Source organism: Acinetobacter sp. P37, from assembly GCF_057480965.1.
The window spans coordinates 47,575-62,212 of sequence record NZ_JBLIYY010000002.1; the positions used below are offsets into that span (position 1 = coordinate 47,575).

General features: G+C 42.9%; 14 protein-coding genes. 6 read left to right on the forward strand and 8 right to left on the reverse strand.

What is annotated here, in order from left to right:
• Together AC25JC_RS02120 and gacA are read right to left on the reverse strand one after the other, a co-directional pair.
• Complete coding sequence (locus tag AC25JC_RS02120) at positions 1-1,566, reverse strand: sensor histidine kinase (protein WP_486923375.1); 1,566 nt, start codon at positions 1,564-1,566, stop codon at positions 1-3.
• A gap of 22 nt (positions 1,567-1,588) precedes the next feature.
• Entirely contained in the window at positions 1,589-2,224 is a 636-nt protein-coding gene (gene gacA, locus AC25JC_RS02125) for a response regulator transcription factor GacA (RefSeq protein WP_111884856.1), read from the reverse strand.
• Between the two features lie 212 nt (positions 2,225-2,436).
• Here gacA and AC25JC_RS02130 point away from each other — a divergent pair, with 212 nt between their 5' ends.
• Positions 2,437-3,486, forward strand: a complete 1,050-nt coding sequence (locus AC25JC_RS02130; protein WP_143221671.1) for a serine hydrolase — start codon at positions 2,437-2,439, stop codon at positions 3,484-3,486.
• A 123-nt stretch (positions 3,487-3,609) separates the two neighbouring features.
• On the opposite strand, the gene thrC is transcribed toward AC25JC_RS02130, so the two are convergent.
• The 4 genes from thrC to xerD all read right to left on the reverse strand — a co-directional run bounded on the left by thrC (position 3,610) and on the right by xerD (position 8,073).
• A complete protein-coding gene (gene thrC, locus AC25JC_RS02135; protein ID WP_078192584.1) occupies positions 3,610-4,749 on the reverse strand; it encodes a threonine synthase in 1,140 nt (379 codons plus the stop codon).
• Positions 4,750-4,811: 62 nt separating this feature from the next.
• Entirely contained in the window at positions 4,812-6,116 is a 1,305-nt protein-coding gene (locus AC25JC_RS02140) for a homoserine dehydrogenase (RefSeq protein WP_078192857.1), read from the reverse strand.
• 130 nt (positions 6,117-6,246) lie between these two features.
• Positions 6,247-7,059 carry a DsbC family protein gene (locus AC25JC_RS02145; protein ID WP_180102304.1) on the reverse strand — a complete coding sequence of 271 codons (813 nt, stop codon included), beginning with the start codon at positions 7,057-7,059 and terminating at the stop codon, positions 6,247-6,249.
• A 96-nt stretch (positions 7,060-7,155) separates the two neighbouring features.
• Complete coding sequence (gene xerD / locus AC25JC_RS02150; RefSeq protein WP_486923376.1) at positions 7,156-8,073, reverse strand: site-specific tyrosine recombinase XerD; 918 nt, start codon at positions 8,071-8,073, stop codon at positions 7,156-7,158.
• Positions 8,074-8,245: 172 nt separating this feature from the next.
• On the opposite strand from xerD, the gene AC25JC_RS02155 reads away from it, so the two are divergent.
• The 5 genes from AC25JC_RS02155 (at position 8,246) to ftsW (ending at position 13,383) form a co-directional block, all read left to right on the forward strand.
• On the forward strand, positions 8,246-8,509 hold the full coding sequence (locus AC25JC_RS02155; RefSeq protein WP_078189444.1) for a FeoA family protein: 264 nt from the start codon (positions 8,246-8,248) through the stop codon (positions 8,507-8,509).
• Positions 8,506-10,368, forward strand: coding sequence for a ferrous iron transport protein B (gene feoB / locus AC25JC_RS02160; RefSeq protein ID WP_180093144.1), 1,863 nt, complete (start codon positions 8,506-8,508; stop codon positions 10,366-10,368). Before AC25JC_RS02155 ends, feoB begins: the two co-directional genes overlap by 4 nt.
• A 39-nt stretch (positions 10,369-10,407) precedes the next feature.
• On the forward strand, positions 10,408-10,659 hold the full coding sequence (locus AC25JC_RS02165) for a DUF6587 family protein (RefSeq protein WP_180039944.1): 252 nt from the start codon (positions 10,408-10,410) through the stop codon (positions 10,657-10,659).
• A 159-nt stretch (positions 10,660-10,818) separates the two neighbouring features.
• Entirely contained in the window at positions 10,819-12,165 is a 1,347-nt protein-coding gene (gene murD, locus AC25JC_RS02170) for a UDP-N-acetylmuramoyl-L-alanine--D-glutamate ligase (RefSeq protein ID WP_486923377.1), read from the forward strand.
• Positions 12,166-12,186: 21 nt separating this feature from the next.
• Positions 12,187-13,383: a putative lipid II flippase FtsW gene (gene ftsW / locus AC25JC_RS02175; protein ID WP_486923378.1), complete on the forward strand. Its 1,197-nt coding sequence runs from the start codon at positions 12,187-12,189 to the stop codon at positions 13,381-13,383.
• On the opposite strand, the gene AC25JC_RS02180 is transcribed toward ftsW, so the two are convergent.
• Positions 13,372-13,632 (reverse strand): zinc-ribbon domain-containing protein, encoded by a 261-nt coding sequence (locus AC25JC_RS02180; RefSeq protein WP_078189439.1) that lies wholly within the window; start codon positions 13,630-13,632, stop codon positions 13,372-13,374. The genes ftsW and AC25JC_RS02180 overlap by 12 nt on opposite strands.
• Positions 13,633-13,717: 85 nt before the next feature.
• The gene (gene gluQRS, locus AC25JC_RS02185) at positions 13,718-14,635 is read right to left on the reverse strand and encodes a tRNA glutamyl-Q(34) synthetase GluQRS (protein ID WP_486923379.1); all 918 of its coding nucleotides are present in this window, start codon (positions 14,633-14,635) and stop codon (positions 13,718-13,720) included.
• Positions 14,636-14,638: the final 3 nt, after the last annotated feature.

The window sequence follows — 14,638 nt, forward strand, 5'->3', positions numbered from 1 at the left end:
TTAAATAACAGCTTGTAAGCACTCAATCCTAAAGCAAGCTCCCTGTTTTTGTTCTACATAGGAAAGCTGTGCTTGATTCGCTTCACAGAAGCTATGAGCAAGATATAATCCTAAACCAGTTCCAGTGATTTCGGTACTAAAAAATGGTTGAAATAACTGTGCGCGGTTTTGTAAAGCAACCCCATGACCGAAATCTCGGACATCGATTTGGACTTTTTTCTGATCTGTACGCGCCACCACTTCGATATACGACATGTCCGGATTGTTATGGCGAATCGCATTACGAATCAGGTTGATTAAAATTTGTCTGAACTGTGCCTCATCAAAATCGATCAAAGTTTTGGCTTGTACATTGAGTCGAATGTTCTGTTGAATGTCTGCCAGATCTTCATGCAGGAACAGAGGTAAAAATTGTTCTAAATTCAGGCGAGTAGGGTGGGTTTCTTTATTACGCACCATATTTAGCGTGTCTTGAATAATTCGGTCAATCCGCACTGCTTGACGTGAAATCATATGATTCAACATGTGCTGTTGTTCGGTATCACTTTGCGGATATAAATCATTGGCATGCACAATTGCAGCTAAAGGATTGCGAATTTCGTGGGCAATACTGGCGGAGAGTTGACCTAAAGCGGCTAATTTTAATTGTTGCACTTGCTGATTGAGTTTTTGTGCATCTTGTAAAATCAGCAAGGTCAGCATTTGATGCGGCACAACGAGTTTTTGTACGAGTACCTGAATGTGGTATTGGCTTTGCTGCGATTCAAATTGGAATTTTTCCCCGCTTTTTAAATCTTCAAACTTGAGTAATTCAAATAAGTCGGGCTGCGTGGTATACAGCGGATATTGGTCATGATGATAAGAATTTGGCATGCCGAGTAAATGGCATGCAGCAGGATTACTCAACACCACATGACAGTTTTCATCCAAAACCAAATAGCCCGTGTCAATCTGCTCTAAAATATAGCGATTAATGTTTTGTAGCCGATGGAGCTCTAAGGATTGCGAAAAATTCAGATTTTCTAATAACTGGAAACGTTTCACGGCAATTTGCGCACTGCCATACACTACACAAAATAAAAAAGCCAAAATCGCACTGTTGGTTAAATTTTTAAGTGAGGTAAATTCAAGAATTGAACCTAAAAACAGTTGATATACTACACAGATCACAGCGATGAGGGTAATGACCAAAGCTTTTTGGGCATCTAATAATAGGGACGCTGCAAAAATCGTAATCACAAACAGCAAACTCAAATGTAAATTGGGTCCATCGATGGCTAAGGTCAGTAAGCTCAGCGAAATCACATCTACGATGAATAACAGCAGTAGCTGGTTTGGAATACGGACTTTGAAGCGTCCAAGCGACATGAATTGAATGCTGGTAAACAGCAAATAAATCGTCAATACATATAGGTATAAACGTGGGTATTCATAATCTGAACTGAATTGAGTGTAGGTCAGTAAAAAGACCAGTAACAGACAGGCACTGATGATAAAGCGATAAGCACTGTACCAAAGGCCTAAATGATACTGGTTCAATTCACTATGAATTGAACGCTGTGTCATAAGTAACAGGATGTACGTTGTGTTAAGGTTTGATTAACCCGTAGCGAATCGCCAAGTGAGTTAGTTTGACATCACTATCAATATTCAGTTTTTCAAAAATGCGGTAACGGTAGGTATTCACTGTTTTAACACTAACGAATAATTTATCAGAAATTTCTTGCGCACTAATACAATTGACCACCATCATGGCAACTTGCATTTCACGCTCAGACAGGGCGTCAAAAGGTGATTGTTGTGTATCAGACAAATATGAGCTGGCCAGTTGTTCTGCAATGTCTGCACTGAAATATTTGCCGCCTTGCATCACTTTATTAATCGCACGGACCATTTCATTAACTGGTGCACCTTTGGTGATATAGCCTTTGGCACCTGCTTTTAACAATAAAGACGGGTAGGGTTCTTCAGCAAGTCCACTGACGGCGAGGACTTTTGTATCTGGCGCTGTTTGAAGTAGGCGACGTGTGGTTTCTACCCCCCCGATCCCCGGCATATTGACATCTAATAAAACAACATTTGGATGGTGTTGGCGAACAAGTGTAATCGCATCTTCACCAGATTCGGCTTGTCCAATGACTTGGATATCTGCATGGTCTTCGAGCATACGGCAAATACCAGTACGGACTAATTCATGGTCATCTACCACCAAAACTGTGATCACCTACACTCTCCCTCAAATCAAAATCTGTTTTTTTTGTTACATAAAGCAAAATAAGCTTGCAATGAAACGACAAAATTAGCAATCCTATTCTTATATGAAATGAAAAACTTCATACACAATGTGTGAGCAAAAAATGTTCGTAGTTGTGACCAATGTACGGCATATTGCTGGTCTTGCGCAAATGTTTAGTATCCTGAGTTGAGTGAGCAATGGTGAAAAAATTAAATAAATCCTTCATGCACGTTTTGGGCATGTCAATTTTATTCAGTATGAGCAGTTTCAGTTCTGCTGAAATTGTGATGAATAGTGCTGCAAATCAGCAGTCAAATATTAGCTGGTCATCTGAAGATGCAAACCAGTTACTCAACGGTGACGTGTCTTATAGCGCTGAAGAGCCATCTCCTCAAGGGTCAACGAAAGTGACTACTTCTGTACGTAGTACAGGCGGCGTGGTACAGACAGCACCATCGAAAACGGTCCGTATTATTGATACCAATCAATACGCAGGACAGCCCTCTGTAAATGCGCGTGCAGCACTGGTTATGGATGGTCAAACTGGTGAAGTGCTATATAGCAAAAATAGCAATACCGCTTTACCGATTGCATCAATTACCAAACTCATGACAGCAGTAGTGATTTCAGATGCCCGATTAAACATGTCTGAAAAGATTACCTTACAACAGTCTGATTTCTCATGTTCAGGTTGTAAAAGCTCAAGTTCAACGCTGCGTGCTGGCGACAGTATGAATCGTGCAGAAGCATTGCTGTTTGCTTTGATGAAATCTGAAAACCCAGCTGCTTCGGCATTAGCACGTACTTATCCAGGTGGTCGTTCTGCATTTATTGCAGCGATGAATGCGAAAGCACGCTCATTAGGGATGAACTCGACTCATTATGTGGAATCGACTGGCTTGCACCCAGGCAATGTCGCTTCGGCACGTGACTTAGGTATTTTGGTGAATACCGCTTCGCAGTATGGTTTGATTCGTCAATTTTCAACCACACCAAGTTATGACTTTAATTTGGGCTACCGCGTGTTGAAATCAAACAATACCAATGCTTTAGTACGTAATGGTGGTTGGAATATTAATATTTCAAAAACTGGATTTATTAATGAAGCAGGGCGCTGTGTGGTGATGCATACCACACTGAATAACCGTCCAGCGGTGGTGGTGTTATTGGGTGCGGATTCTTCAGTTGCACGAACCAATGATGCGACTCGTTTAATGAATTGGGCGAGCCAGTTACCAAAACGTATTTAATAAGATTTCAGATTTTTCATTCTTTCGGTATTTGGATTTACTCAACGTTTAAATGCTGAAGTGAATGCAAGATATAAAAAAGCCCTGCAAGAGCAGGGCTTCTTTATTTAGTCAGCATATGAATTACATATTTGACAGAATTGAATCGCGAACTTGATCCATAGTTGCATCAATCGACAACATTACGGCATCTTGGCATTGCTTGATGGCAGTGTCAGGATCTTTTAAACCGTTACCTGTCACAGTACATACGATCACAGAACCTTCAGCAATTTTACCTGCTTTGATGTCACGAATCGCGCCACCGATAGACGCTGCAGAAGCAGGTTCTACGAATACACCTTCGTACATAGACAGTAGACGCTGTGCTTCTAAGATTTCAGCATCTTGAAGTTCATCGAACCAACCTTCTGAATCGCGGACTACTGCTTTAGCATGGTTCCAGCTTTGTGGATTACCGATACGGATTGCAGTTGCTACTGTTTCAGGGTTTTCTACAGGTGCGCCGCGTAGGAATGGTGCCGCACCAGCAGCTTGGTAACCCACCATTGTTGGTAGACCCGCAGGTTTTGGACCTGTGAATTGATCAGTTTCAGGATCATAAACGACTTGTACAAATTCTTCTTTAGGCTGATTCGCCACAGCTTCGGTATAACCCATCCAGTGTGCTGTGATGTTACCCGCATTACCTACAGGTAGGCAGTGGTAATCTGGCGCACGACCTAATTCGTCAACGATTTCGTAAGCAATGGTTTTTTGACCTTGCAGACGGTATGGGTTGATTGAGTTTACAATCGTAACTGGTGCTTGATCTGCAACTTCTTTTACAAGACGCATACCGTCATCGAAGTTACCGTGAATTTGCATCGTTACCGCGCCATACATCATCGCTTGTGCCATTTTACCCATGGCAATTTTGCCTTCTGGGATGAGCACAAATGCTTTAATGCCTGCACGTGCAGCATAAGCAGCCGCTGCAGCAGATGTATTACCTGTAGAGGCACAGATAATTGCTTTAGAGCCTTCTTCAACTGCTTTTGTTACAGCCATGGTCATACCACGGTCTTTAAATGAACCAGTCGGGTTTAAGCCCTCGTACTTCACATAAATTTCAACATTTTTGCCAATAATGCGTGGAATATTCTCAAGCTTAATCAGTGGTGTATTACCTTCGCCCAAAGAAATTGCGCGAGTAGTTGCAGATACGGGTAAACGGTCGCGATAGCGGTCAACTAAACCAGTATAACGATTGGCATTAGACATGATGATGTTCCAATTGTGTGTAGAGCTTGGCGAGAGGAACTGAAATATTCCCCTCGACCCGATTAATTATCAAGCGATTCTAAACGAATTCGTACAATTTCGCCATGAATGACAGGCAATGCTTGAATTTGTTGAAGGGCTTCATCCATTTTAGATTCTTTAACTGGATCAGTCAGAATCACGATAGGAATAAGATCTTTTAAGCGCGGCTGTTGCATGATCGCATCGATGCTGATTCCTGCACGGCTTAAAATCGTAGTGACATCAGCAAGAACGCCAGTTTGATCTTCGGCATTAATACGGATGTAATATCCAGTGGTCATTTCTTCACGTGGAAGAATTGGTAAATCAGTTAGAGCTTCAAACGCAAGCTGTGGAATTGTACCTGCGCCATCTTCGGTATATGAGATGTCACGGACAATATCGACAACGTCGGCAACCACTGCTGATGCTGTCGGGCCTGCACCTGCACCTGCGCCATAGTAAAGCGTTGGACCAACGGCATTGGCTTGAACCAATACGGCATTTTTAACGCCATTTACATTGGCAATCAGTTGGTCTTCAGGGATCAGCGTTGGATGAACACGAAGCTCAATGCCAGTTGCAGCACGACGTGCAATACCTAAATGTTTAATACGGAAACCAAGGTCTTCAGCATATTTGACATCTTGTGCAGTAACTTTGCTGATGCCTTCAGTGAAGACTTTGTCAAACTGGAGTGGGATACCAAAAGCAATAGAAGCCAGCAATGTTAACTTGTGCGCCGCATCGATCCCTTCGACGTCGAATGTTGGATCTGCTTCGGCATAACCGAGTTCTTGCGCTTCTTTGAGAACGTCTGCAAAGGCACGACCTTTTTCACGCATTTCAGTAAGGATAAAGTTCCCTGTACCGTTAATAATACCAGCCAGCCAGTCAATTTTATTGGCTGCCAAACCCTCACGGAGGACTTTAATAATTGGGATACCACCTGCGACAGCTGCTTCATAAGCAATCTGAACGTGATGATCATCGGCCAATTTAAATAATTCATTACCGTGTTCAGCTAATAAAGCTTTGTTGGCTGTGACCACTTGTTTGCCATGAACGATTGCTTCACGAATCACTTCATACGCAGGGTGAATGCCGCCCATAACTTCAACTACAACGTCTACATCGGGTTGACGGACGATATCCAATAAATCAGCACTTTGCTTCACTGAAGCAGGCAGTTCTAAATCAGGACGAGGGCGACGCGTACCCACATGGGTAATTTCAATTTCACGACCGGTGCGACGTTTAATCTCAGCAGCATTTTCTTTTAGTAGTTTAAGGGCACCACCACCCACAGTACCAAGACCGAGGATTGCCAGACGAACTGGTTTCACGTCACACTCCATTTATTTCATCATTGCTTTAAGTGAGTTTAGATCATAGCTAAAAAAACGTTCGGACTCTAGGGTGGAAATCACTTTATTCCCACCCATAAAAAACATTCATTTAGCCTATAAAAATTAGTTATTTAAGCGCACTTTCAAGTTCGGAAGCCGACATGTAAGCACCGATGTGTTTGCCTTCTGCGTTATAGATCGCTGGCGTACCATTCACACCAATATTTAGACCCATTTCATACATGCTACGCACAGGGTTTTGACATGATGCAGGCTCGATTTGCTCACCGGCAATGGCTTTATCAAATGCGGCACGACGGTCTTTGCTACACCAGATAGTTTCCATCATTGGCATGTGTTGTTCACCACGTGGCCAAGCGATATAACGGACTTCAATGCCACGGGCATTAATATCATCCATTTGTTCATGTAACTTATGGCAATAAGGACAGCTGACATCGGTAAACACATAAATCACGTGTTTGGTTTTACCTTTGGCTTTATAAATCAGTAGGTCTTCAGTTTTTAATTGATCAAATAATTTTTTGTTGGCCTCTGCTTGTAGGGTATCGCCTACATTAAAGAGTTGCTTTTCACCTAAACGAACCACGTCGCCTTGGAAAATGTATTTACCATCAGCTGTAGCATAGACCGCAGGCATGCCTTCAAAGCTTACCCAAAACAAATTAGGAACTTCAGTCGCTTTCACCCCAGTGACTTTGGCATTGATATTGGCTTTTTGCAGATTGGATTGCAAAGTATCAATTAAACGCTGCTGAGCATTACGTTCAGATAAATTCGAAGCTTCACCAGTTGCAGGCGTACTTGCCGTTAATGTCGCATCTTTCTTTTCGTCATTATTTGAATTAGAACAAGCCACTAACGCCATACTGGCAACAAGTGTCGATGCGAGAAAAATTTTTGAACGGGTAAATAACATAAACAACCCTTTTCTTTTAGCTTTATCAAACAGGTGAGTAAGCATAGCAAAAAATATCGGGCACAATAGAACTTCTTGGTCTGATATTTCCTGCCGTTAAGCTCTCGGATGATAATCTGAATGTAATTTTTGCATACGAACCTGCGCAACATGGGTATAAATTTGTGTGGTGGATAAGTCACTGTGGCCGAGCAGCATCTGCACTACACGTAAGTCGGCACCGTGGTTGAGCAAATGCGTGGCAAAGGCGTGGCGTAAGGTATGTGGTGATAATTCGGCTTGAATGCCTGCAATGAGCGCATAGCGTTTAATCGCGTACCAAAAGTTTTGGCGACTCATCATTCCACCGAGTTGAGTGAGAAATAAAGCATCGGTTGCGCTTTTGTATAAGACGGGGCGCGCTTCGGCTAAATATTTCTCGATCCATTCCACCGCCATTTGACCTAAAGGAACTAAGCGTTCTTTATTGCCTTTACCGGTAATTCGTAAATAGCCTTGTTTAAGATTGATCAGTTCTAATCTTAAATTTAATAACTCAGAGACACGTAAACCACAGGCATACAGCACTTCGAGCATGGCACGATCACGTAGACCCAATGCGGTGTTGAGGTCTGGGGCATTAATCAGGGCTTCAACATCTGCTTCAGATAAATCCTTTGGTAGGACACGACCCAATTTGGGTGTTTTATGGATTGCAACAGGATTGTCACTGCGTATTTTTTGTTCACGCAAGAACTTGAAAAATGAACGCAGTGCAGAAAGTGAGCGGGCGATCGAGCGTGGACTTTTTCCTTGTTTAGTCAGGCTAAGCAAGACATCTGAAATGTCGTCACTGCTCCAATCAGTCATGACATGCGTATGACACTCACTGCATTGAATTAAATCAGATAAATATGCATTTCGAGTGTGTGGACTGACGGTTTGAGCTATTAAATGATCACGATATCCGTGTAAAAAACTGAGTGATTCTGGAATTTGGACTGGGGTTGGAATACGTGGTTTTTTATTTAACATGTGCCGCTCATTTTCGAAATTAAACCAAGAAATCACAATGGTTTAATGCAATGTAATTTAAAAAAATAGTCGTGTCGATGCTAGATTGTTAAATGAGAATTGAAATCGAATCCGATTTGTTAATTATTCTCATTTGTTTGTATAATATTCAAAATTTTTTAGGGTTAGTTGCGTGCGATTATCTGATTTGAAAGTGAAACAAAGCGCAGTCATTCATAAGGTACATCGTAACCAGAATGGCAACAATGCTCCGGCTGATTTAGTCGCTAGCCGTTTAGAGACTTTGGGTTTTGTTCCCGGAACAAAAGTACAGGTGATTACCAAAGGTATTTTTGGTGGTGACCCGATTTTAATTCAAGTTGGGTTTACTCGTTTCGCACTGCGAAAAGTAGAAGCTGAAAAAGTGGAAATAGCAATGGAAGGGGCATCAGCATGAGTGATGCGTTACGTATTGCCCTCGTTGGTAATCCAAACTGTGGTAAAACTTCATTATTCAATCATTTAACGGGCACACGTCAGAAAGTTGCGAACTATGCTGGGGTAACGGTTGAGCGCAAGGTTGGTCAATTTACGTTGCCATCGGGTAAATCTGTTCGAGTTTTGGATTTGCCGGGGACATATAGCTTAGAAGCGACGAGTCCTGATGAAGCCATTACGCGTGATGTCGTGCAAGGTAAAATTGCAGAAGAAGGGCATCAAGATGTCTTTTTATGTGTAGTTGATGCGACAAACTTAAAATTGCACCTCGGTTTGGTCATGGAAATGATCGATTTGGGTCGTCCAATTTTACTTGTCCTCAACATGATGGATGAAGCACGTCGTCGTGGCATGCAAATCAATACCCAAAAGCTGTCTCAGCGTTTGGGTGTGCCTGTCGTAGAAACCGTTGCTGTACGTAATGCGGGTATTGAAAACTTAATGGGTGCTTTGGATGCTGAAGGTTTCAGAAAACCAGATGCGTCATTAAGTGATACCAATCTTTCTGGGACTAACCACGAAAAAATTGAACAAATTTTAAAAGACGTGGTGGTGTTTGTTGATCATGAAGATAAACGCTCAGACTTTCTCGATAAAATTTTTCTACATCCAGTCTTTGGTTTAATTACCTTAGCGGTGATGATGTTTATTATCTTCCAAGCGGTGTTTGCATGGGCTGCGCCGTTTATGGATGGTATTGAAACCTTCTTCGGTTGGTTCGGTGAATTGGTCGGTGAACACATTTCACATCCACTCCTGAACAGCTTGGTGGTTGATGGGATCATTGCGGGTGCAGGCGGCGTGGTGGTGTTTTTACCGCAGATTTTAATTTTATTCTTCTTTATCTTGGTTTTAGAAGAATCAGGTTATTTACCACGTGCAGCGTTCTTACTAGATAAGTTGATGTTTAAAGCGGGTCTGAGTGGTCGTGCTTTTATTCCTCTGCTATCGAGCTTTGCCTGTGCTGTACCGGGCATCATGGCAACCCGGAGTATTCAAGACCCTCGAGATCGTCTGGTAACGATTTTAGTTGCGCCGTTGATGACGTGTTCGGCACGTTTACCAGTTTATGCTTTGCTGATCTCGGCATTTATTCCACAGCAAATGGTCTGGGGCGTCTTTAACTTACAAGGCTTGGTGCTATTTGCATTATATGCAGCAGGGATTGTGAGTGCCTTAATTGTGGCAACAGTGCTGAAATTCTTCCAAAAAGATAAATCACAGCATGCCTTATTGATGGAACTTCCAAGCTACCGTTTCCCAGATATTAAGAGTGTTTGGATTGGTTTACTGGACCGTGCCAAGATTTTCTTGAAACGTGTCGGTGGCATCATTTTCGCTTTATCGATTTTGTTATGGTTCTTGTGTACTTTCCCGCAACCGCCAGAAGGCGCAACCTTGCCGGATATTGATTATTCATTGGCAGGTATGCTTGGGCATGTATTACAACCGATTTTTGCACCATTAGGTTTTAACTGGCAGATCTGTATTGCCTTAATTCCAGCGATGGCTGCACGTGAAGTCGTTGTGGCGGCATTGGGTACGGTGTATGCCTTGTCTGCAACAGATGAAGATGCCATGTCTCAAGGTCTGGCAAATTTAATTAGTAGCGATGGGTCATTGGGTTGGTCATTGGCAACCGGTCTATCATTATTGGTGTGGTTTATTTATGCGCCACATTGCTTGGCGACACTGGCGACAGTTAAACGTGAAACTGGCTCCTTGAAGACGGTGAGTTTCATGACCATCTATTTATTTGGTTTGGCTTATTTAATGGCATTCATCACGTATCAAATTGCAACACGCTATTTTGGATAGTGAATCTTGAATGGCAAAAGCTGAACAAAGGAGAGAGACATGCTTGAATCAATAATTATTGCGGTATTGGTGATTTGGAGTGCTGTCGTGGTGTTTAAGAAGGTATTTCCAAAAACATCAAACTCAGTCTTCACAACTTTATCTGAGCACTGTGCAAACCGTGGTTGGAACAGTTTAGCCAAATGGTTAAAGCCCAAAATGGTCGCAGGCTGTGCGGGCGGTTGTGGATGTTCAGCTTCGGATAATCCATCTGCAAAAAAAGCTGAAGTACAAGCGGTGAAATGGAAATAAACTCACCGTCAATTGCTTGAAGAAACCGCCCAAGATGGGCGGTTTTTTTACGAGCGGACACAAAAAAACTGCGAGAAAGTGAAAACATAAAAAGCATTCAAAACAGCAAAGTGCTAACATTTTGTCAGATTTAAAAACCGACCAAAAAATGGGGCGAAAATGTTAATACAGCGTGGTGGATTGAAGGTTGTTGCCGGATTAGGGATTTCTGGTGTTTCTGCAGTGAATTTCTTACATAGCCATGGCTACCGCGTTGCAGTCACCGATTCACGAGCAGTCCCACCGGGTCATGATCAAATTCCAAGTGATGTACAAACCAGTTTTGGTCAGTTGGATCAAGATTTATTACTCCAAGCAGAAGAAATTATTATCAGCCCGGGGCTAGATCCAAAATTACCGCAAATTCAGGCGGCCATTGCAGCCAACATTCCTGTGGTTTCAGAAATTCAAATTTTACGTCGTGCGACAGATAAGCCGATTGTCGCAATTACAGGTTCGAATGCGAAAAGTACCGTAACAACTTTATTTGGTCTTATGGCAGCAGATGCAGGCAAAAAAGTGGCAGTGGGTGGCAACTTGGGTCGTCCAGCTTTGGATCTCACCAAAGATGATCCTGAGCTTTATGTTTTAGAGCTTTCAAGTTTTCAATTAGAAACCACGTCGAACTTGGCAGCAGAAGTGGCTGTGGTGTTGAACATGAGTGAAGACCATTTGGACCGTCATGGCGATATGATGGGCTATCACACTGCGAAGCATCGTATTTTCCAAGCGGTGAAAAAAGTGGTGTATAACCGTGATGATTCATTAACACGTCCATTGGTTCCAGATGTCACCCCAATGCAAAGCTTTGGCTTAAATGCACCCGATATAAATCAATTCGGTATTTTACGCGATACTGATGGCACAATTTGGTTGGCACGTGGTCGTGAGCGTTTACTGAAAAGTGCAGACATGTATATTCAAGGGACACATAATGTGGCAAACGCCTTGGCATGTTTAGCTTTGGGTGAAGCGATTGGTTTGCCACTAGAGGGCATGTTGGAAACTTTGAAAACATTTAAAGGTTTAGAGCACCGCTGTGAATTTGTCAAAGAAGTGCATGGTGTTCGTTATTATAATGACTCTAAAGGCACCAATATTGGTGCGACTTTAGCTGCGATTGATGGTCTAGGTGCTGCGATTGAAGCCAAAGGCGGTAAAGTGGCGATTATTTTAGGTGGTCAAGGCAAAGGGCAGGACTTTACTGCGCTGCGTGATTCACTTTCAAAATATGCCAAAGTTGCGGTATTGATTGGTGAAGATCGTCCAATTATTGAAAAAGCGATTGAAGGGACAACCACGCTGATTCATGCTGAAAGTTTGAAACAAGCGGTTGAGCTGTGCCAACAAAATGCGGTAGCCAATGATGTGGTGTTATTGTCTCCAGCGTGCGCAAGTTTTGATATGTTTAAAGGCTACAGTGAGCGTGGACACCAATTTGTTGATTGTGTGAATGCACTCGTTTAAAAGAACGATAAGGAAAGTTGTATGGCTGGGTTGGCTCAGACGACCATAAATAGAATAAATGAAGTTGTAGAGCGTTGGCTTCCTCGGTTATCTGCCGAGGTCAACGTGCGCAATGTTCTGGTGTTCTGTGTTTTGGCATTGTTGTGTATTGGTTCGATCATGGTGGCATCTGCATCGATGCCTTATGCAGAACGCATGCATGAAAATGCCTTTCATTACATTTCACGACACGGTATTTCGATTGCCGCCGCCGCCGCCGCCGCCTATATCGCCTATAAAGTGCCGTTGAATGTTTGGTTTAATAACACTTTCTTTTTATGGATTATCACGATTATCTTACTGGCTGCTGTATTGGCTGTCGGGACAGAAGTCAATGGTTCTAAACGTTGGATTCGGATCGCTGGTTTCACCTTACAGGCTTCGGAAGTTGCCAAAGTCATGATGGCGATATTTACCGCAGACTATGTGGTACGGCGTGCCGAAGAAGTCCGTAATAACATCAAAGGCTTGGTGCGTTTGGCAGTGATTATGGCTGCAACTGTCGGTTTGGTCATGGCTGAGCCCGATTTAGGGGCGACGGTGGTGATTGCCTTAACTATGCTAGGGGTATTCTTCCTCGCAGGAGCACCGTTGATTCAGTTCGCGATTGCTTTTGGTGCCATTATCATGGCTTTTGTGTTCTTGATTTTATTCGAACCTTACCGTTTAGAACGTTTGATGTCATTCTCTAATCCATGGAATGATCCATTGGGAGCGGGCTATCAGTTATCCAATGCCTTAATGGCTTTTGGTCGCGGTGAATGGTTTGGTGTCGGCTTGGGTCATAGTATTCAAAAAATGTCGTATTTACCTGAGGCCCATACCGACTTCATGTTGGCGGTTTTGGGTGAAGAATTTGGCTTCTTTGGGATTTTGACCGTATTGACGCTGTCATTTGTGATGTTGATCTGCTGTATTCGCATTGGTCATCGTGCTTTACGTCATCAATACTTACGTGCAGGCTACTTGGCTTATGGCATTAGTATTATCTTCTTGCTGCAAATTTTGGTGAATGCCGGCATGAACATGGGCATGCTTCCTACCAAGGGTTTGACCTTACCGTTTATTAGTTATGGGGGGTCTTCTCTGATTATCTGTGCGGTTATGGTGAGTCTGATCTTAAAGATCGATGCGACGACCAAAGAAGTAAACCCAAGTAAAGAAGAATCAAGCTTCTAAATTAGTATCTCGTTGCGGATCGGGAGATGCATGGTGGAGGACACTGGCTGGCATCTCCGTTCCACAATGGAGACATTTGACCAAGCTCGCCTTGGCTTTAGAAAGGGGAATCAATGGGATAAAAAATAAAGAAAAATAATTACGTTGCTGTTTTAACTCATACTGAGTTCTGCTTCGGCAGACAGGGCAAGTAAATTGGCTCTTTTCAATGACTTTGGTTTTCGGACCAACTCCAAAAATAAAAAACATTAGGCTCTCCAATGGTCGATTGATCACTTTATTAAAGCATAATTCAATTGAAAATCGAGTGATTGGCTTAGATCAATATTTGGGTTTATTGATAGATTTGAGGCAATGCTGTGCCATGGGGAATTTGTTGAATATCCCACTGCGCAATCGCCTGTTGTAGCATAATACGTGGCGTATCCAAGTCGACTGGCGGTTGGTGTAGGGCTTGCAATGCTTGTTGTAATAAAGGTGCCGCTTGGCTTAAATCAAGAGCTTGAGCCATATTCTGTTTTGACAGTTTTTGTCCCTGATTATTCATTGCCAATGGCAAGTGCATGTATTCAAGGCGCGGATAGCCCAAAACCTGTCCGAGCCAAATTTGACGTTCGGTATTGTCCAAAAGATCAGCCCCACGTACAACATGGGTCATCCCTTGTCGGTAGTCATCCACCACGACAGCAAGTTGATAATTGATAATGCCATCACGGCGTTTTAAGACAAAGTCACCCAAATCCTGTTGCAGATTGGAGCAATGCATCCCTTGTAAGCGGTCGGTAAAACAAATGTTCTGTGCATCGACTTTGATTCGAATAGCCTGATCCTGAAGAGGAAGGCCAAGATTACGACATGTACCTTGATAGATATGATTCGAACCAAGCATTTTTCGGGTGCATTGACAGGCATAGACCAAGCCTTGTGCATGCAAATGCGTAATGACTTGCTCATAAATTTCGAGGCGGTCTTTTTGGAAAATGATCTCGGCATCTGGTTCGAATTGAAATGCATCAATACAACGTAAGATGTGTTCTTCGCTGCCGGGAAATATACGTGGAATGTCGGTATCTTCGATACGAACGACCCATTGCCCCTGATGGGCACGGGCATCGCAGTAGCTTGCGACTGCTGTAATTAAAGAGCCAAAATGCAAAGGGCCGGTTGGCGATGGCGCAAACCGACCCACGTAATGCTCTGCAGCTTTCCCTCCCTTATCTAAAGGGAGGGCTAGAGAGGAATTACTCAACACAGA

Bases quoted from the DNA above. Each gene is read 5' to 3' on its own strand.
- AC25JC_RS02120 (WP_486923375.1), bottom strand. From the start codon at position 1,566: ATGACACAGCGTTCAATTCATAGTGAATTGAACCAGTATCATTTAGGC.
- thrC (WP_078192584.1), bottom strand. From the start codon at position 4,749: ATGTCTAATGCCAATCGTTATACTGGTTTAGTTGACCGCTATCGCGAC.
- AC25JC_RS02145 (WP_180102304.1), bottom strand. From the start codon at position 7,059: ATGTTATTTACCCGTTCAAAAATTTTTCTCGCATCGACACTTGTTGCC.
- xerD (WP_486923376.1), bottom strand. From the start codon at position 8,073: ATGTTAAATAAAAAACCACGTATTCCAACCCCAGTCCAAATTCCAGAA.
- feoB (WP_180093144.1), top strand. From the start codon at position 8,506: ATGAGTGATGCGTTACGTATTGCCCTCGTTGGTAATCCAAACTGTGGT.
- AC25JC_RS02165 (WP_180039944.1), top strand. From the start codon at position 10,408: ATGCTTGAATCAATAATTATTGCGGTATTGGTGATTTGGAGTGCTGTC.
- murD (WP_486923377.1), top strand. From the start codon at position 10,819: ATGTTAATACAGCGTGGTGGATTGAAGGTTGTTGCCGGATTAGGGATT.
- ftsW (WP_486923378.1), top strand. From the start codon at position 12,187: ATGGCTGGGTTGGCTCAGACGACCATAAATAGAATAAATGAAGTTGTA.
- AC25JC_RS02180 (WP_078189439.1), bottom strand. From the start codon at position 13,632: ATGTTTTTTATTTTTGGAGTTGGTCCGAAAACCAAAGTCATTGAAAAG.